This is a genomic window from Sphingopyxis sp. J-6 (assembly GCF_046603995.1).
In the GTDB taxonomy this organism is placed as follows: domain Bacteria; phylum Pseudomonadota; class Alphaproteobacteria; order Sphingomonadales; family Sphingomonadaceae; genus Sphingopyxis.
Window position 1 is genome coordinate 1,849,669 of sequence record NZ_CP145810.1, and the last position, 16,631, is coordinate 1,866,299.

Sequence of the window (16,631 nt, forward strand, 5' to 3'; positions counted from 1 at the left end):
GGTCGTGGGTCGCTTCGGGGAACCCTTGCCGCCGGTTTGATTCTGGCCGCGGGGGACGGAGGACCAGAATCCATGAAAAAGCTGCTGTCGGCTGCCGCCGTGCTGGCGTTGCTCGCCCAGCCCATCCACGTCGCCGCAAAACAGGTGGAGCCCGTCAAGATATCGGGGCCTGCGAACGCGAAGGGCGTCACCAATGTTACCGTCGGTGCGTTCAATGTCGGCTTCATCTTCGAATCGATCGACCGTACGGCCGCGTCGGGCGGCCTGATGGGCGCGTTCGGGGGCACGACCAAGGCGAAGAGCGAGCTCGTCGGCGTAACGCCCGAAATGATGCAGGCGATCACCGATGCGGCCTATGCCGACTTCGTCGCCCAGCTCACGGCAGGCGGCTACACCGTCCAGCCCGCCGCCGACCTGTTCGGCCACACGGCGCTCGCCAAGACCAAGTCGCAGGAAGTCCCGCTCGACATCAACATCGCGCTCGAAAAGGGCAGCAAGGGCAAGGCGACCTATTTCAAACCGTCGGCGCTGCCGTCGCTGCTGATGATCCCGGGCGACTTCATGGGATCGGGCATGAGCAGCATGGGGATCAACATGTCGGCCGGGCAGGCGAACATGGCGCTGAACAACTATGCCCGCGAAACCGGGGTCGGGGTGATCGACGTCGTCTACCTCATCGACTTTTCGCAGCAAAAGCGCCCCGGTGCGTTCAGCTTCGGCGGCCTCCAGGTAAACAGCGCGCTGTCGGTCAGCGCCGACTATTCGCGCATGACGCTGATCGCGCCGAGCGGCAAACAGTCGGTGATCACCGTCAAGGCGCCGGTGGCGGTCGAGGGCGAGTTCGTCGAGAAGAGCGACGCGTCGAGCGGGACCGACAAGGCGCTGCAGTCGGGCGCGAACGTTGCGGGCGGGGTTGCCGCAGTGATGGGCTTCGGCGGTCTCCGCTTCGGCAAGACGCGCAAGTTCGCCTTCACCGCCAAGCCCGGCAATTATGAGGAAGGCGCGGCGAAAGCAGCGAATCTCGCCAGCGCGATGTTGCTGGGCCGGTTGGGGGCGCTTCGCTGAGCATCGATCCGACGGACGCCGTTTGATCTTGACGGGTCACCCGGCGTCCGCGAAGCCCTTGTCGTCGCACGGGCAAAGGGGGATTGGGTTCATATGCAGCTTGATGCATCACTCCTTGTTCCGACGCTGCGTCGGACTTGGGAGATGACGGTCGTCATGCCCGGCACCGTGCTGGTGGCGTCGCTATTGATGATGGCCATTGGCATATTGTCCGACGTCGGGGTGGAACGGTCGGGCGGCACCGGATCGGGAGTGCTCATCCTTTATGGTGTCGCGATTACCTTTGTGCAGGTCTGGTTGACGCGCGAAGCATTGGAGCGGGAAGGTGTCGAGCCGGCTGTGCCGATTTCCAACTCGCTGACGGTCTATCTGCAAGGCATTCTGGTCGGGCTGGGCATCCTTGCCGGACTTTTGTTGTTCATTCTGCCCGGCCTCTATCTGTTTGCGCGCTGGTATGTCGCCAACGTCATTCTGATCCGCGACGGCGGCGGACGTCGCGCGGCGATGAGGCGCAGTTGGGATATGCTGGAAACGCGGTGGCCCGCGGCCTTGGGCGTCGGCCTGATCCTGTTTATGATATCGGCGGGGCCGCTGGCCCTCGATCTCTATCGGCCGGCGTTTACCAAGGAGTATGAATTTGCGTGGTTGGTGATGACGAACCTGTTCTCGGGCGCCGGGCAGGTCGGTGGTTATCTGGCTGCGGTGGCGCTGCTCTTGAATATCGAACAGCCCGCATCGACCTTGCAGGAAGTTTTCGGTTGACGCACAGCGCGAGGACGCCACCCTCGCGCGTACGTACGTAAGAGTTTCCGGGGAACAGGTTTTTCATGCAATTGGTAATTGTGGAATCGCCCGCCAAGGCGAAGACGATCGAGAAATATCTTGGTCGCGATTTTAAGGTGCTGGCGAGTTACGGCCATGTTCGTGATCTGCCGCCGAAAGACGGTTCGGTCGATCCCGACGACGGTTTCGCGATGCAGTGGCAGCTTTATCCCGACAAGGCGAAGCGGCTGAAGGAAATCCAGGATGCGGCGAAGACTGCCGATCGACTGATCCTCGCGACCGACCCTGATCGCGAGGGCGAGGCGATCAGCTGGCATGTCCAGGAGTTGCTGCGCGCGAAGAAAGCGCTGCCGCAGGCGGTCGACCGCGTGACCTTCAACGCGATCACCAAGCAGGCGGTGACCGACGCGATGGCGCACCCGCGCGCGCTCGACGACGATCTGATCGACGCCTATCGCGCCCGCCGCGCCCTCGACTATCTCGTCGGCTTCACCCTGTCGCCGGTGTTGTGGCGCAAGCTGCCCGGCGCCAAGTCGGCGGGCCGCGTCCAGTCGGTCACGCTGCGCATGGTCGTCGAGCGCGAGCGCGAGATCGAGGCCTTCGTTGCGCAGCAATATTGGTCGGTCACCGGCCTGTTCGAAATGGGCGGCACGCCGTTCCGGGCGCGGCTTTCGCGCTGGCGCGGCGACAAGATCGAACGGTTGACGATCGGCACCGAAGCCGACGCGCGCGCCGCCGAGGCCGATGTGAAGGCCGGGCATTTCACCGTCGATGCGGTCGAGACCAAGCCGCTGACGCGCAATCCGCCGCCGCCCTTCACCACCTCGACGCTGCAGCAGGAGGCGGCGCGCAAGCTCGGCTTCTCGGCGAGCCACACGATGCGGATCGCGCAGGCGCTCTACGAGGACGGCGCGATCACTTATATGCGGACCGACGGCGTCCAGATGGACGGCAGCGCGATCAGCGCGGCGCGCAAGGCGATCGCCGACCGCTATGACGGCGGTTATGTCCCCGACCAGCCGCGCCAGTATCAGACCAAGGCGAAGAATGCGCAGGAAGCGCACGAGGCGATCCGCCCGACCGATTTTTCGAAGGACAAGGCGGGCAGCGGCGACCATGCGCGACTGTACGAGCTGGTTTGGAAGCGCGCGCTGGCCAGCCAGATGGCTTCGGCGCGGCTCGAACGCACCAGCATCGACCTCAGCGACGGCACCGGCAAGACGGTGCTGCGCGCGACGGGTCAGGTCGTGAAATTCCCCGGCTTCCTCGCGCTTTACGACGAGGGACGCGACGACAGCGGCGACGATGAGGACGCGCGCCTGCTGCCCGCGATGAGCAAGGGCGATGCGCCGGCGAAGACCGGCGTCGAGGTCGAAAGCCACGAGACGCAGCCGCCGCCGCGCTATTCGGAAGCGAGCCTCGTCAAGAAGATGGAGGAGCTCGGCATCGGGCGTCCGTCGACCTATGCCTCGATCGTCCAGGTGCTCAAGGACCGCGGCTATGTGACCGTCGAGAAGAACCGCTTCATTCCTGAAGAAAGCGGGCGGCTGCTGACTGCCTTCCTCGAACGCTTCTTCGAACGCTATGTCGAATATGACTATACCGCCGGGCTCGAGGAAGAGCTCGACGACGTGTCCGGCGGCCGCGCCCAGTGGCAGGCGGTACTCGACCGCTTCTGGCGCGATTTCAAGCCGCGCACCGGCGAGGTGATGGAGCAGAAGCCGTCGGAGATCACCGCGGCGCTAGACGAATTTCTTGGCCCCTATCTCTTTCCTGACAAGGGCGACGGCACCGATCCGCGCCTCTGCCCCAATTGCGGCACCGGGCGGCTGGCGCTGCGCGGCGGGAAGTTCGGACCGTTCATCGCCTGCAGCAATTATCCCGACTGCAAGTTCACGCGGAAATTCGCGCAGCCGGGAGGCAGCGACGCGGGCGACACGGGGCCGGAGACGATGGGGACCGATCCCGACAGCGGGCTTGAGGTCACGAAGCGCAGCGGGCGTTTCGGCCCCTATATCCAACTCGGCGACGGCAAGGAGGCGAAGCGGTCGTCGATCCCCAAGGACATTCCGGGCGAGGATTTCGATCTCGACTATGCGCTGCGGCTCCTAAGCCTGCCGCGCGAGGTCGGCGTGCATCCCGAAAGCGGCAAGCCGATCATGGCGGGGCTCGGGCGCTATGGCCCCTATCTGCTCCACGACGGCAAATATGCGAAGCTGACCGGTACGGCCGAAATCTTCGACATCGGCATGAACGCTGCGGTCGTCCGGATCGCCGAGGCGGCGGCTGGCGGCGGGCGCGGGCGGACCAAGGCCGAACCGCTCAACACTTTCGGACCACACCCGACGAGCGGCGGCGAGATGAAATTGATGGAAGGGCGTTTCGGTCCCTACGTCACCGACGGCACGACCAACGCGACCTTGCCCAAGACCGCCGATCCGGCGACGCTGACGCTCGAGGAAGCGATCGCGCTGATCGATGCGCGCGCGGCCAAGGGGCCGGCAAAGGGCAAGAAAAAGGCAGCGCCGAAGAAAAAGGCCGCTGCGAAGAAGCCTGCGGCCAAGAAGGCGCCGGCGAAAAAGGCTGCGGCGGAATAGCGTTAACGGGCGGCGTTTGCGGCGCCGCGAGGCCGTGATAGGATGGCGCATCGGGAGGTATTTCGATGCGCCACCTGCTTGCCGCGTTCCTCGCGTTCTGCGCGCTGTTTGCCATACCGGCGTCGGCCCAGTCGCCGCGCTACCTGATCTCGGCGCAGCCCATGGCGGACGCGCCGGCGGGCGTGCAGGCTTGGCGGGTGCAATATTGGACCACCAACGGCAGCGGCGCGCGCTTCGCGGTCACCGGTATCGTCGCGGCGCCGATGGAAGCGATCCCGCCGCGTCCGCGCCGGGTGATTGCCTGGACGCACGGCGCGTGGGGCGTCGCCGAAAAATGCGCTCCCTCGCTCAGCCCGAATTTCTTCGAATATTCGGCGGGCATGAACGCGGTTCGCAACGGCTATGTCGTCGTTGCGCCCGATTATATCGGGCTAGCCAGTCCGACGATGCACCCGTTTCTGGTCGGCCCCGATACGGCAAATGCCGTGCTCGACGGCGTGCGTGCGGCGCGCGAGATTCCGGGCGCGGCGTCAGGCGGCAGTTTTGCCGTCTGGGGCGAATCGCAGGGCGGACATGCGGCACTATGGACGGCATTGGCGGCGCGCGCCTATGCGCCCGAGTTGACGTTGGTCGCCACGGCCGCCGCCGCTCCGCCGACCGACCTTGCGGCGAACCTCCGCGAAGGGAGCGACAAGAATGCGCGTGCGTTGCTGATGTCCTTCGCGCTGCATAGCTGGTCGACGCTCTATGACTTCCCGCTCGACAGCATTGCCAACCGGACCAATCAGGGCATCATCCACCGGCTCGCCGAGAATAATTGCGTCGCGTTCAACAAGAAGCCGAAGCTCGGAACGGTCCTCGGCATCCTGAGCGTCGCGCGCGCCACGAGAAACAAGGATATCGCACGGATCGAACCCTTCGGCTCGTTCGCGCGCGCCAACAGCGTCGATCCGGCGCGCGTTCCGGGGCCGCTCCTGATCGCGCAGAGCAGCAAGGATACGATCGTCGCTCCTGCGGTGACGCGCAAGTTTGCCAAGGCGGTCTGCAAGCGCGGCACACCCGTCCGCTGGATCGACATGACCGGCGATCATGGCGCGAGCGCGAAGGACAGCGCACAGGAAACGATCGGCTGGATCACCTCGCGTTTCGACGGCAACCCGCCGCCGAACGACTGCCGGCGGGTTTAGGCTATCGGAAAGTTTCCGCATCGCCCCTTTTAAGCCAAGTTGATGCGTCTCTGCGGAACAGGATGAGGATTGAAATGACGGTCACACTTGCGGCGGCGAATCCTGCGATTGCAATGCTATCCGGCATGTGAGGAGGTCTGATACGCCAAATCATAATATAAGAAGCTAGGGCGCCACTCCCTGCGATGAACGTGTATAGACGTTTCGCAATATCGCTCGCGCGATGGGCAATATATTCTGAAAAGAGAAATGTGATCGCGAAGGACAATAAACCGCCTACTGCTGGAGCGATCGTACTTAAAGATCCATCCATTATGTACATGATAGCAGGATCGAGCATTGCCAGTGCGGTGAAGGCAAGCAACACGTCCACAAAAACCGTAAGTGGAAGGGCCCAAATAAGCCATTCGAAGATGTAGATCGATTTGGGCCTGTTAGCGTAGAATGTATCACGACGGCGCATAATTTTCCTCTGGGATCGTTCCTCACTCCACCCAGTCGAGCCCCATGTCGCGGTAGACGCTGCGGTCTTCGTCCCAATTTTCCTTGACCTTGACGTGCAGGAACAGGTGCACCTTGCGGCCCATGAGTTCGGTCAGTTCGGCGCGGGCGCGGGCACCGATTTCCTTGATCCGGCTGCCGCCCTTGCCGAGCACGATCGCGCGCTGGTTGTCGCGCGCGACGTAGATTTGCTGATGGATTTCGGCGCTGCCGTCGGGGCGCGACTTGAACAGCTCGGTCTCGACCGTCGACTGATAGGGCAATTCCTCGTGGAGCTGGCGATAGAGCTGCTCGCGCGTGATTTCGGCGGCCAGCATGCGCTCGGGCGCGTCGCTGACCTCGTCCTCGGGGAAGTGCCAGGGCCCCTCGGGCATCAGGGCCGCCAGATGCGCCTTGAGTTCGGGCACGCCATCGCCGTTGCCAGCGGCGATGAAGAAGGTTTCGTCGAACGCGAGCCGCGCGTTGAGTTCGGTCGCGATGGTGAGCAGCTTGTCCTTCTTGGTCAGATCGACCTTGTTGAGGATCAGATATTTCTTCTCGGGTCGGTTCGCGATGCCCTCCAGTACGCGCTCGACACGGCCGGTCAGCTTCGCGGCAGCGTCGACCATGACGAGGATCGCCTCGGCTTCTTCGAGGCTACCCCACGCGGCCGCGACCATCGCCCGGTCGAGACGGCGGGTGGGCGCGAAGATGCCGGGGGTGTCGATCAGCACGATCTGCGCGTCGCCTTCCATCGCAACGCCCATCAGCCGCGTCCGCGTCGTCTGCGCCTTGGGGCTGACGATCGCGACCTTCTGGCCGACGAGCGCGTTGACGAGGGTCGATTTGCCCGCATTGGGCGCGCCGACGACGGCGACGAAACCGCAACGCTGGGTCATTTTTCCTGTCCTTCGAGTTCGGCGAGCAGCGCCGCCGCCGCGGCCTTTTCGGCCGCCTGTTTGCTGGCGCCTTCGGCTTCGGCCCGCGCGAGCTTGCCGACGCTCACCGCAACGCGAAAGCGCGGGGCATGATCGGGGCCTTCGCGCGCGACGATTTCATATTCGGGCGGGCGTCGCTTGCGTGCGAGCGCCCATTCCTGCAGCGCGGCCTTCGGATGCTTGGGCGCCGCTTGCTGGCCCTCGATCATCCCGCCCCAGTGGGCGAGAATGAAGGCACGCGCGGCGTCGGCTCCCTGGTCGAGATAGAGCGCGCCGATCAGCGCCTCGATCGCATCGGCCGCGATATTGTCGCTGTAGCGGCCACCATCGCTGCGGGCCTGCGCCCCGAAGCGGACGAGTGCGGTAAGGTCGAGCCGGCGCGCGATCGCGGCGCAGGTTTCGCCCGACGCGAGCGCATGCAACCGCGACGAAAGCTCTCCCTCGGTCGCAGCGGGGAAGCGGGCGTAAAGCTCGGACGCGATGACGAGCCCGAGGACGCGGTCGCCGAGAAACTCGAGCCGCTGATAGTCGGCGCGGCCCGTACTGCCGTGGGTCAAAGCCTGATCGTAAAGCGCCAGGTCGCCCGGGGCGCAGCCGATGATGTCGGCGAGCGTCCCGGTGTCGAGGGTATCGCTCAAAAACCGTCCCCGATGCGGCTCCAGCGCGCGGCGGTGAACCAGCTGATCGGGTTGAACCAGCTTGCCGACCCGTCGGTCGAGAACATGCCGACCAGCGCGTGGCCGACGAGGTTCTTTTCGGGGACAAGGCCGATGCCCTGATTCTCGATCGCCGGGAAGCGGCTGTCGGCGCTGCGGTCGCGGTTGTCGCCCATCAGGAACAGATGCCCTTCGGGCACGACGACGAGCGGCGTATTGTCCTCGGGAATGGTCGTGATGTCGAGGATCGCATAGCTTTTGCCGCCGGGAAGCGTTTCGCGGAACTGCTTGTAGCGGCACTGGCGCAGGCCGTTCGCATCGACCTCTTCGAATTCGGGCGAATAGCAGGGCAGGGTGCCTGTCGCGCGCGATGCTTCGATCATGTTCGGCGTCACCGGGATCACGAGATCGGGCATCGCCTCGCGTTTCAGCGGCGCGCCGTTGAGCCACACGATGCCGTCCCGAACCTGTACGCTGTCGCCGGGCAGGCCGATCACCCGCTTGATATAATCATTGTCGGCGACCGGCGGTGCCTTGAAAACGACGACGTCGCCGCGTTCGGGCGTACGTGCGAAAATCCGGCCGGGGATCAGCGGGACGCTGAACGGCAGGCTGTACTTCGAATAGCCATAGGCCATTTTGTTGACGAGCAGATAGTCGCCGATCAGCAGCCGCGGCTGCATCGATTCCGAAGGGATGTTGAAGGGCGACAGGAAAAAGCTGCGGAAAATCAGTACCGCGACCGCGAGCAGGGCAAGGAAGCGGACGGTATCGACCGCCTCTTCCTTCGCCGACACCGGGGTCGGGGTGGGGGAGGCCGGCGCCGGCTGGTCGGCAGGCGCGTTATCGGCAGTAAAGCTGGCTTCGGTCATGTCCGCGCATTGGCGATGAATAGGTTCCCACGTCAAGCGAATATCGGCGGATGGCGCTGGCGCACCGATGGCGGCGGGCCTATGAAAAGGCCGATCTCGCTCCTCGAAGGAACCCAAGTTCATGACGACCGCCCAGCAGGCCTGGCAGGCCCTTGCCGACTGGCAGCCGAAGCCGTTGACCGAGCTGGTCGCTGCCGATCCCGACACGCGGTTGCAGGCTCTGGTACGCAGCGTTGCCGATATCCGCTTCGATTTCGCCAAGACCCACCTCGATGACGGCGCGATCGATATCCTGTCGAAACTCGCCGCGGCGCAGGATTTCGGCGGCCGTCGCAAGACGCTTTTTTCGGGCGGCATCGCCAATCCGACGGAAAACCGGGCGGCCGAGCACAGTGCCGAGCGGGGCGACGGGGCGCCCGAGTCGGTGCATGTCGCGCAGGCGCTGCACCAGCGGATGCGGATGATGATCGACGCGATCGAAGCGGGTGCGTTCGGCGAGATCCGCCACCTGCTCCATATCGGCATCGGCGGTTCGGCGCTTGGCCCCGACCTCCTCGTCGACGCGCTTGGGCGGCACAGTTCGCGTTATGACGTCGCGGTTGTCTCGAACGTCGACGGGGCCGCGCTTTCCGAAGCCTTTGCGCGCTTCAGCCCCGAACATACGCTTATCGCCGTCGCCTCGAAGACCTTCACCACGACCGAAACGCTGCTCAACGCCGCGTCGGCGTTGCAGTGGCTCGAGGAAGGTGGCGTTGACGATCCGCTCGGCCGGGTGATCGCGCTGACCGCGATGCCCGAGCGCGCGATCGAATGGGGCGTCGACGAAACGCGCATCCTGCCGTTCAGCGAAACCGTCGGCGGCCGCTATTCGCTCTGGTCGTCGATCGGTTTTCCCGCCGCGCTGGCCTTGGGATGGGACGCCTTTGCCGACCTGCTCGAGGGGGCGGCCGAAATGGACCGGCACTTCCGGCTCGCCGACGGCGCGGACAATATCTGCCTGCTCGCGGCGTTCGTCGACCAGCTCTATGCCAACCGCCTCGGTTGCCAGACGCGCGCGGTCTTTGCCTATGACGAGCGGCTGCGGTTGCTGCCCGACTATCTCCAGCAGCTCGAAATGGAATCAAACGGCAAGTCAGTGACGCTCGATGGCGCGCCGCTCGGACGTCACAGCGCGCCGATCACCTGGGGCGGGGTCGGCACCGATGCGCAGCACGCGGTGTTCCAGTTGCTCCATCAGGGCACGCACCTGACCCCGGTCGAGTTCGTCGTCGCGCGCGAGCCCGATCATCTGCTCGACGATGCCCATCACGAAACGCTTGTCGCCAATTGCATCGCGCAGGGCGCGGCGTTGATGACGGGCCGCGCGAGCGAGGACGGCGCGCGCAATTATCCGGGCAACCGCCCGTCGACGACGATCCTGCTCGATCAGGTCAGCCCGCGCAGCCTCGGCGCGCTGATCGCCTTTTACGAGCACCGGGTCTTTGCCAATGCCGTGCTGCTCGGCATCAACCCCTTCGACCAGTTCGGGGTCGAACTGGGGAAGGAAATGGCGAAGGGTTTGACCGAGGGAACCGTCGAATTCGACCCCGCGACACAGGCGCTGATGCACGCGGCGCTCGGCGAATGACCGGAAGTTCATCACAGTAACCGCAAATTCGATTGGCAAGTCGCCGTGGCGTAACCACATAGGCGTCCGTTGCCGATTGCAATTCATCTCAAGCGCGGGGTTCATCCATGAGCGAGTTCGACTACGACCTGTTCGTCATCGGTGCGGGGTCCGGCGGGGTGCGCGCCTCGCGCATCGCGGCCTCGCACGGCGCGCGGGTCGCGGTCGCCGAGGAGCATCGGGTCGGTGGGACCTGCGTCATTCGCGGCTGTGTTCCCAAGAAGCTGCTCGTCTATGGCGCCCATTTCGCCGAGGATATTCACGACGCTCGGAAATTCGGGTGGGAGGTCGCCGACTGCAAGTTCAACTGGACCGTGCTGCGCGACAATGTGCTGGCCGAGGTCGACCGGCTCGAAGGCCTCTATGGCCAGACGCTCGACAGCCACAAGGTCACCGTCTTCAAAACGCGCGCGACGCTGATCGGGCCGCAGAAGGTCCGCCTTGCCGACGGCCAGGAAATCAGCGCCGAACGCATCCTGATCGCGACGGGCGGCTGGCCCTTCGTTCCCGAATTTCCGGGCAGCGAGCATGCGATCACCTCGAACGAGGTTTTCCATCTCGACAAGCTGCCGAAGCGCGTCGTGATCGCGGGCGGCGGCTATATCGCCAACGAGTTCGCCGGCATCTTCAACGAATTCGGCAGCAAGGTGACGATCGTCAATCGCGGCGACACCATATTGCGCGGCTATGACGAACAGATCCGCGATCGCCTGCTCCAGATTTCGATGACGAAGGGGATCGACTTCAAGTTCAACGCGCCGTTCCAGTCGATCGAGAAGAACGACGACGGCACGCTGACCGTCCATCTCGAAAATTGCGATGCGATCACCGCCGACGCGGTGCTGATCGCGACCGGGCGGACGCCGAACACGAAGGGATTGGGCCTTGAGGATATCGGCGTCGAGCTCGACGAACATGGTGCGATCAAGGTGGGCGACGACAACCAGTCGTCGGTGCCGAGTATCTATGCCGTCGGCGACGTGACCAACCGCATCCAGCTTACCCCCGTTGCGATCCGCGAAGGGCAGGCATTCGCGGACTCGGTGTTCGGCGGCAAGCCGACCGTCGTCGATTATAAAAATGTTCCGAGCGCGGTGTTCAGCCATCCGCCGATCGGTGCGGTCGGGATGACCGAGGCCGAGGCGCGCAACAAGCTGGGCAGCATTCGCACCTACACGAGCGATTTCCGCGCGATGAAGAATGTCCTCGCCGGCCGTAACGAGCGCGCGCTCTACAAGATGATCGTCAATGCAGCGACCGATCAGGTCGTCGGGCTGCACATGATCGGACCCGATGCACCCGAGATATTGCAGGCCGCCGCGATCGCGGTGAAGGCGGGGCTGACCAAGGCCGATTTCGACGCCACCGTCGCGCTCCACCCCAGCATGGCCGAGGAGCTCGTGCTGCTGAAATAAGGTTTCGGCCCGCAACCAAAACGCGCTATCCTGGCCCAACAACGGGCAGGGGAGGTGCGGATGGCGGGCACGGCATTGGTCACCGGGGGCAGCGGCTATATCGCGGGCTTCCTGATCCGGCAGTTGATCGCGAACGGCTGGACCGTCCATGCCACGGTCCGCAGCCTGAAACGCGAGCCCGAGGTTCGCGGCTGGCTCGACGTCGATAACGGCAAGCTCGAATTTTTCGCTGCCGATCTTGAGCATGACGCGGGCTGGGCCGAGGCTATCGCCGGCTGTACCCATGTGGCGCACGTCGCCTCGCCCTTTCCGCTCGGTGTACCCAAGCATGCCGACGAACTTGTCGTTCCCGCGCGCGAAGGCGCGTTGCGCGCGCTCCGCTTTGCGAGGGCGGCAGGGGTGAAGCGCTTCATCCTGACCTCATCGATGGCGGCAATCGCCTATGGCCATGGCAAAAGCCGTGACCTCTATGACGAGGCCGACTGGACCAACCTCGATAATCCCGAGGTCATGCCCTACCCGCGATCGAAGACCGTTGCCGAGCGCGCCGCGCGTGACTGGGTAGCGGCCGAGGGCGGCGATATGGAGTTCGCCTCGGTCAATCCTGCGGCGGTGTTCGGGCCGCTGCTGTCGGACGATTTGTCGACCTCGATCGAGGTGGTGAAGCAGCTCCTGGAAGGGAAAGTGCCGATGTGCCCCGACGTCGGTTTCGGCATCATAGACGTGCGCGACGTCGCCGACCTCCACTATCGCGCGCTGACCGCCGAGGGGATCAAGAACGAAAGGTTCGTCTGCTCGGGTCCATTCCTCAAATTTATCGACGTCGCGCATATCCTGAAGGCCAATCTGGGCGAGCAGGCGCGCAAGGTGCCGACGCGGAAGATGCCCGACTGGTTGCTCAAGCTGCTCGCGATTGTCCGGCGCGAGCTCAAGCAGGTCGTTGCCGAACTCGGCAATGTGCGCGGCGGCGACAGCAGCCATGCGATGGAGACGCTCGGCTGGACGATGCGAGCCCCCGACGAAGCGCTGCTCGCGACGGCGAACGGTCTGATCGAGCGCGGGATCGTGAAGGTCTAGCCGATCCGGTACGGCACGACATCGCGCCGGTCGGGATCGACGAGGATCGGCCGGTCGCTGGGCGGAAAGGCGCGCTGGTCGCAGTCCTCGCGCGGGCAGATGCGGCACGACAGCCCGATCCGCGCAGCCGCCTGTGGCGCAGCGACATCGACGCCGTCGGCATAGACGAAATCGCCGGCATATTGTGCCTCGCACCCCAGCGCGACGGCGTAGCGGCGCGGGCTTCGCGCGTAGCTGCCCGATGGCTTCACCAGCCCCTTCGCCATCGAAACATAACGCAGCCCGTCGGGGGTCTCGGCGAGCTGAAACAGGATGCGGTCGGGGATCGCCGCGGCCTCGTGAACGATCCACAGCGGACAGGCGCCGCCGAAGCGCGCGAACTGCAGCCGCGTCGCGCTGTGCCGCTTGGTGATGTTGCCCGCCATGTCGACACGGCAGAAGAACATCGGGATGCCGCGCGCGCCGGGCCGCTGGAGGGTCGAGAGGCGGTGGCACGCCTGTTCGAAGCTGACCCCATATTCGAGCCGCAGCCGGTCGATGTCGTGCCGCACCGCGCGCGCGCTGGCGCGAAACGGACCATAGGGCATCAGCACCGCGCCTGCGGCATAGTTGGCGAGCCCGACGTGGAGCAATTGCCGGGCCGCCGGTGTTCGTAGCGGCGAGGCTTCGACCACCGCAGCGATTTCGTCGGCGAGGGCGAGCGCAGCAAGCTGGTGAGCGAGCTGGAAACGCCGGCTTTCGGTCGGCAGCGACGGATCGATGACGAGGTGACGCATCGTCGCGTCGAAGTCGCGCAGCGTCTGGCTCTGGCGATAGACGATCGAAATGCCGAGCGCGTTGCGCATGCGCCGCTCGATCGTCTCGACGGGGGGCGAGGGCGGCGAGCCGCTGAGGCTCGCAGCGAGGGCTTCGGCGGCGCGGTCGATGCTGTCGACATAATTGCCCGCATCGTGAAACCAGTCGCGCACCTCCTCCCATGGCAGGCGGCTGCCCTCGGCGGTGCCGCCGGTCAGCGCTTCGTCGATGATCTGCAGCCGCTGTCCGGCGCGGCGATAGGCAGCGTGGAGCGCAACGAACTGGTCGGCGAGTTGCGGCTGCTGCAATGCGGCGCGCTCGATCTGCTCGGGCGGCAAAGGCGCGGCGGCGAACAGCGGATCGGCGGCGGCTTCGCGGAGCGCGCCCTGCCGGCGGTCGCCGGCGTCGGCGGCGACCTCCTCCCATTCGAGCGGGAAGAGTTTTTGCAGACGGTCGAGCAGCGCCGGGGTCAGCGGGCGGTCGTCATGCTCGATCTGGCTGAGGTAGGAAGCCGAGATGTCGAGTTGCGCGGCGAAGTCCGACTGGCGGAGGGCGCGCGATTCCCGAAGTTGGCGAAGTTGTCGCCCAGCGTAGAGGCGGGTCGGTAGCATCGGGCGAGGATACTTTGCAAAGTCTGACTTTGCAACTTTGCAAATTCACATTTGCATCATGGCGCGTGCGGGGGCAGATGGCGCACTCGATATTATCCGGAGAGAAGCATGTCCGCCAACATCGCCGAAATGGAACGCCGCCGCGCCGCCGCCGCTCTGGGGGGCGGGCAGAAGCGCATCGATGCGCAGCACAGCAAGGGCAAGCTCTCCGCACGCGAGCGGCTCGACGTGCTGCTCGACGAAGGTTCGTTCGAGGAGCTCGATACCTATGTCGAGCATAATTGCACCGATTTCGGGATGCAGGACCAGAAGGTGCCGGGCGACGGCGTCGTCACCGGCAGCGGCACGATCAACGGCCGCCTCGTCTATGTCTTCAGCCAGGACTTCACCGTCTTCGGCGGCTCGTTGTCGGAGCGGCATGCCGAGAAGATCATGAAAGTCATGGACAATGCGATGAAGGTCGGCGCGCCGGTCATCGGCCTGAACGACAGCGGCGGCGCGCGTATTCAGGAAGGCGTTGCTTCGCTGGGCGGTTATGCCGAGGTGTTCCAGCGTAACGTCCTCGCCAGCGGTGTAGTGCCGCAGATCAGCCTGATCATGGGGCCCTGCGCGGGCGGCGCGGTTTACAGCCCGGCGATGACCGACTTCATCTTCATGGTGAAGGACTCGAGTTATATGTTCGTTACCGGGCCCGATGTTGTCAAAACGGTGACCAACGAAGTGGTGACGCAGGAGCAGCTTGGCGGGGCAATCACCCACACGACGAAAAGCTCGGTCGCCGACAATGCGTTCGAAAACGACATCGAAGCGCTGCTCGCGGCGCGTGATTTCTTCGATTATCTGCCCGAGAACAACCGCAGCGGCGTTCCGGTTCGCCCGACGAGCGACCCTTATGATCGCGCCGAGCCCAGCCTCGACACGCTGATCCCGCCGAATGCGAACCAGCCGTACGACATGCACGAGCTGATCCGGAAGACGGTCGACGAGGGCGATTTCTTCGAAGTGCAGCCGGGGCACGCCGCGAACATCATCTGCGGCTTCGGGCGCATCGAAGGCCGCACGATCGGCATCGTCGCCAACCAGCCGATGGTGCTGGCGGGCGTGCTCGACATCAATTCGTCGAAGAAGGCGGCGCGTTTCGTGCGCTTCTGCGACGCGTTCGAAATCCCGATCATCACCTTCGTGGATGTCCCGGGCTTCCTGCCCGGCACGGCGCAGGAATATAACGGCATCATCAAGCATGGCGCGAAGCTGCTCTTTGCCTATGCCGAGGCGACGGTGCCCAAGATCACCGTGATCACGCGCAAGGCCTATGGTGGCGCATATGACGTGATGGCGTCGAAGCATCTGCGCGGCGATTTGAACTATGCCTGGCCGACCGCCGAGATCGCGGTGATGGGCGCGAAGGGCGCGGTCGAGATCATCTTCCGCAGCGATATCGGCGACCCCGAAAAGATCGCCGAGCGGACGAAGGAATATGAAGACCGTTTTGCCAACCCGTTCGTTGCGGCATCGCGCGGTTATATCGACGAGGTCATCCACCCGCACAACACGCGCAAGCGGATCGCGCTGGGCCTTCGCAAGCTCCGCAACAAGAGCCTCGAAAATCCGTGGAAGAAGCACGACAATATCCCGTTGTGACAGCGAGCACTAAAATTTCCTCGCAGATGAGGTAGTTAGGGATCGCGGCCCGAAAGCGCGGCCGCGATGTTCGACTATCAAATGAGGTTTCGAGATGCGTAAATCCGTTCTTGCCGCTGTTATTACCCTGTCGGCGCTGATGTCGCCCGCAGCGTCGGCGTTCGACCCCGACACGCCGGTCGACGCGGAGAAGGAAGTCTTCCCGATCACGCTCGGCAGCGATGAGGATGAAACGATCGACCTGGCGTTCCGTACCGCCTTCGGCCTGCCCAAGGGGGCGGAGCCCGAGGCGGCGCGGACGATCGACGAGCGGAGCTATCATTTCCGCCCGGTCGCCATCCATCTGCTCGCAGACAACACCGGGGTGCTGCTCAGCGTCGGGTCGCTCGACGAGGCAGGGCACAGCGAAGGCGGTCTGAACGCGATCCATTATCTGAAATCGAGCCCCGACGGCTGGGTGAAGCAGGGCGAGTGGATCGGTCTCGGCGCGACGGGGACCGTCGGCAACGGCGCGACGAGCTGGGCCTTTTCGAGCCTGCTCGGCCGCAACCCCTATCTGATCACCGCGGGCGGCGGCGTATGGCAGGGCTGCGCGATCGGATCGGCGGCGGTGACCGAATTGGCCCCCGACGGCCCGGTCGATCGCGGCAGCTTTACCGACGGGATGAGTTCGGGCGCGGGCCTCGGTCAGACCGAACAGGAATATGAGGGCAAGATCGCTGCCGCGGTACCCGACAAGAGCTTCACCGTCGCCTACACCGGCACGCGGTCTTTCAAGCAGGAATATGTGCTCAACAACGGCAAGTACGAGCTGGTCGGCAAGGACCAGGTTCCGGGTTGCTGAGGAG

At 64.6% G+C, this 16,631-nt stretch carries 14 protein-coding genes; 9 read left to right on the plus strand and 5 right to left on the minus strand.

Translation table 11 applies throughout. The annotated features are described in order from the left end of the window. The first annotated feature begins 72 nt into the window (after nt 1-72). From V6U71_RS08860 to V6U71_RS08875, 4 genes are all read left to right on the plus strand, one after another. Entirely contained in the window at nt 73-1,065 is a 993-nt protein-coding gene (locus V6U71_RS08860; RefSeq protein ID WP_411341896.1) for a hypothetical protein, read from the plus strand. Nucleotides 1,066-1,158: 93 nt separating this feature from the next. Next, nucleotides 1,159-1,827, plus strand: coding sequence for a hypothetical protein (locus V6U71_RS08865; protein ID WP_411341897.1), 669 nt, complete (start codon nt 1,159-1,161; stop codon nt 1,825-1,827). 65 nt (nt 1,828-1,892) lie between these two features. Further along, nucleotides 1,893-4,445, plus strand: a complete 2,553-nt coding sequence (gene topA, locus V6U71_RS08870) for a type I DNA topoisomerase (protein ID WP_411341898.1) — start codon at nt 1,893-1,895, stop codon at nt 4,443-4,445. Nucleotides 4,446-4,510: 65 nt separating this feature from the next. Next, the gene (locus V6U71_RS08875) at nt 4,511-5,632 is read left to right on the plus strand and encodes a lipase family protein (protein WP_411341899.1); all 1,122 of its coding nucleotides are present in this window, start codon (nt 4,511-4,513) and stop codon (nt 5,630-5,632) included. Nucleotide 5,633: 1 nt separating this feature from the next. Here the strand turns inward: V6U71_RS08875 and V6U71_RS08880 are convergent, their stop codons facing one another. From V6U71_RS08880 to lepB, 4 genes are read right to left on the minus strand one after another with little or no spacing between them, the layout of a single operon-like run. Then, nucleotides 5,634-6,095 carry a hypothetical protein gene (locus V6U71_RS08880; RefSeq protein ID WP_411341900.1) on the minus strand — a complete coding sequence of 154 codons (462 nt, stop codon included), beginning with the start codon at nt 6,093-6,095 and terminating at the stop codon, nt 5,634-5,636. A 22-nt stretch (nt 6,096-6,117) separates the two neighbouring features. Next, nucleotides 6,118-7,011: a GTPase Era gene (gene era, locus V6U71_RS08885; RefSeq protein WP_411341901.1), complete on the minus strand. Its 894-nt coding sequence runs from the start codon at nt 7,009-7,011 to the stop codon at nt 6,118-6,120. Next, the gene (gene rnc, locus V6U71_RS08890) at nt 7,008-7,688 is read right to left on the minus strand and encodes a ribonuclease III (RefSeq protein ID WP_411341902.1); all 681 of its coding nucleotides are present in this window, start codon (nt 7,686-7,688) and stop codon (nt 7,008-7,010) included. Before rnc ends, era begins: the two co-directional genes overlap by 4 nt. Continuing rightward, nucleotides 7,685-8,503, minus strand: coding sequence for a signal peptidase I (gene lepB / locus V6U71_RS08895; RefSeq protein ID WP_411342331.1), 819 nt, complete (start codon nt 8,501-8,503; stop codon nt 7,685-7,687). The genes rnc and lepB overlap by 4 nt, the downstream gene beginning before the upstream one ends. A gap of 196 nt (nt 8,504-8,699) precedes the next feature. On the opposite strand from lepB, the gene pgi reads away from it, so the two are divergent. The 3 genes from pgi to V6U71_RS08910 all read left to right on the plus strand — a co-directional run bounded on the left by pgi (nt 8,700) and on the right by V6U71_RS08910 (nt 12,736). Then, a complete protein-coding gene (gene pgi, locus V6U71_RS08900) occupies nt 8,700-10,205 on the plus strand; it encodes a glucose-6-phosphate isomerase (RefSeq protein WP_411341903.1) in 1,506 nt (501 codons plus the stop codon). A gap of 107 nt (nt 10,206-10,312) precedes the next feature. Beyond that, nucleotides 10,313-11,659 (plus strand): glutathione-disulfide reductase, encoded by a 1,347-nt coding sequence (gene gor / locus V6U71_RS08905; RefSeq protein ID WP_411341904.1) that lies wholly within the window; start codon nt 10,313-10,315, stop codon nt 11,657-11,659. Between the two features lie 60 nt (nt 11,660-11,719). Beyond that, complete coding sequence (locus V6U71_RS08910; RefSeq protein WP_411341905.1) at nt 11,720-12,736, plus strand: NAD-dependent epimerase/dehydratase family protein; 1,017 nt, start codon at nt 11,720-11,722, stop codon at nt 12,734-12,736. On the opposite strand, the gene V6U71_RS08915 is transcribed toward V6U71_RS08910, so the two are convergent. Next, the gene (locus V6U71_RS08915; RefSeq protein ID WP_411341906.1) at nt 12,733-14,142 is read right to left on the minus strand and encodes a helix-turn-helix domain-containing protein; all 1,410 of its coding nucleotides are present in this window, start codon (nt 14,140-14,142) and stop codon (nt 12,733-12,735) included. The two genes, V6U71_RS08910 and V6U71_RS08915, sit on opposite strands and share 4 nt — an antisense overlap. 108 nt (nt 14,143-14,250) lie before the next feature. Between V6U71_RS08915 and V6U71_RS08920 the strand changes: the two genes are divergently transcribed. Both V6U71_RS08920 and V6U71_RS08925 read left to right on the plus strand, forming a co-directional pair. Beyond that, the gene (locus tag V6U71_RS08920) at nt 14,251-15,783 is read left to right on the plus strand and encodes an acyl-CoA carboxylase subunit beta (RefSeq protein ID WP_411341907.1); all 1,533 of its coding nucleotides are present in this window, start codon (nt 14,251-14,253) and stop codon (nt 15,781-15,783) included. Nucleotides 15,784-15,877: 94 nt separating this feature from the next. Beyond that, entirely contained in the window at nt 15,878-16,627 is a 750-nt protein-coding gene (locus V6U71_RS08925; protein WP_411341908.1) for a hypothetical protein, read from the plus strand. Nucleotides 16,628-16,631: the final 4 nt, after the last annotated feature.

What these genes read in the sequence shown, in the direction of transcription:
- V6U71_RS08880 (WP_411341900.1), bottom strand. Translation starts at nt 6,095, where the DNA reads ATGCGCCGTCGTGATACATTCTACGCTAACAGGCCCAAATCGATCTAC.
- V6U71_RS08925 (WP_411341908.1), top strand. Translation starts at nt 15,878, where the DNA reads ATGCGTAAATCCGTTCTTGCCGCTGTTATTACCCTGTCGGCGCTGATG.
- gor (WP_411341904.1), top strand. Translation starts at nt 10,313, where the DNA reads ATGAGCGAGTTCGACTACGACCTGTTCGTCATCGGTGCGGGGTCCGGC.
- V6U71_RS08920 (WP_411341907.1), top strand. Translation starts at nt 14,251, where the DNA reads ATGTCCGCCAACATCGCCGAAATGGAACGCCGCCGCGCCGCCGCCGCT.
- V6U71_RS08860 (WP_411341896.1), top strand. Translation starts at nt 73, where the DNA reads ATGAAAAAGCTGCTGTCGGCTGCCGCCGTGCTGGCGTTGCTCGCCCAG.
- V6U71_RS08910 (WP_411341905.1), top strand. Translation starts at nt 11,720, where the DNA reads ATGGCGGGCACGGCATTGGTCACCGGGGGCAGCGGCTATATCGCGGGC.
- V6U71_RS08915 (WP_411341906.1), bottom strand. Translation starts at nt 14,142, where the DNA reads ATGCTACCGACCCGCCTCTACGCTGGGCGACAACTTCGCCAACTTCGG.
- topA (WP_411341898.1), top strand. Translation starts at nt 1,893, where the DNA reads ATGCAATTGGTAATTGTGGAATCGCCCGCCAAGGCGAAGACGATCGAG.
- V6U71_RS08875 (WP_411341899.1), top strand. Translation starts at nt 4,511, where the DNA reads ATGCGCCACCTGCTTGCCGCGTTCCTCGCGTTCTGCGCGCTGTTTGCC.
- V6U71_RS08865 (WP_411341897.1), top strand. Translation starts at nt 1,159, where the DNA reads ATGCAGCTTGATGCATCACTCCTTGTTCCGACGCTGCGTCGGACTTGG.
- era (WP_411341901.1), bottom strand. Translation starts at nt 7,011, where the DNA reads ATGACCCAGCGTTGCGGTTTCGTCGCCGTCGTCGGCGCGCCCAATGCG.
- pgi (WP_411341903.1), top strand. Translation starts at nt 8,700, where the DNA reads ATGACGACCGCCCAGCAGGCCTGGCAGGCCCTTGCCGACTGGCAGCCG.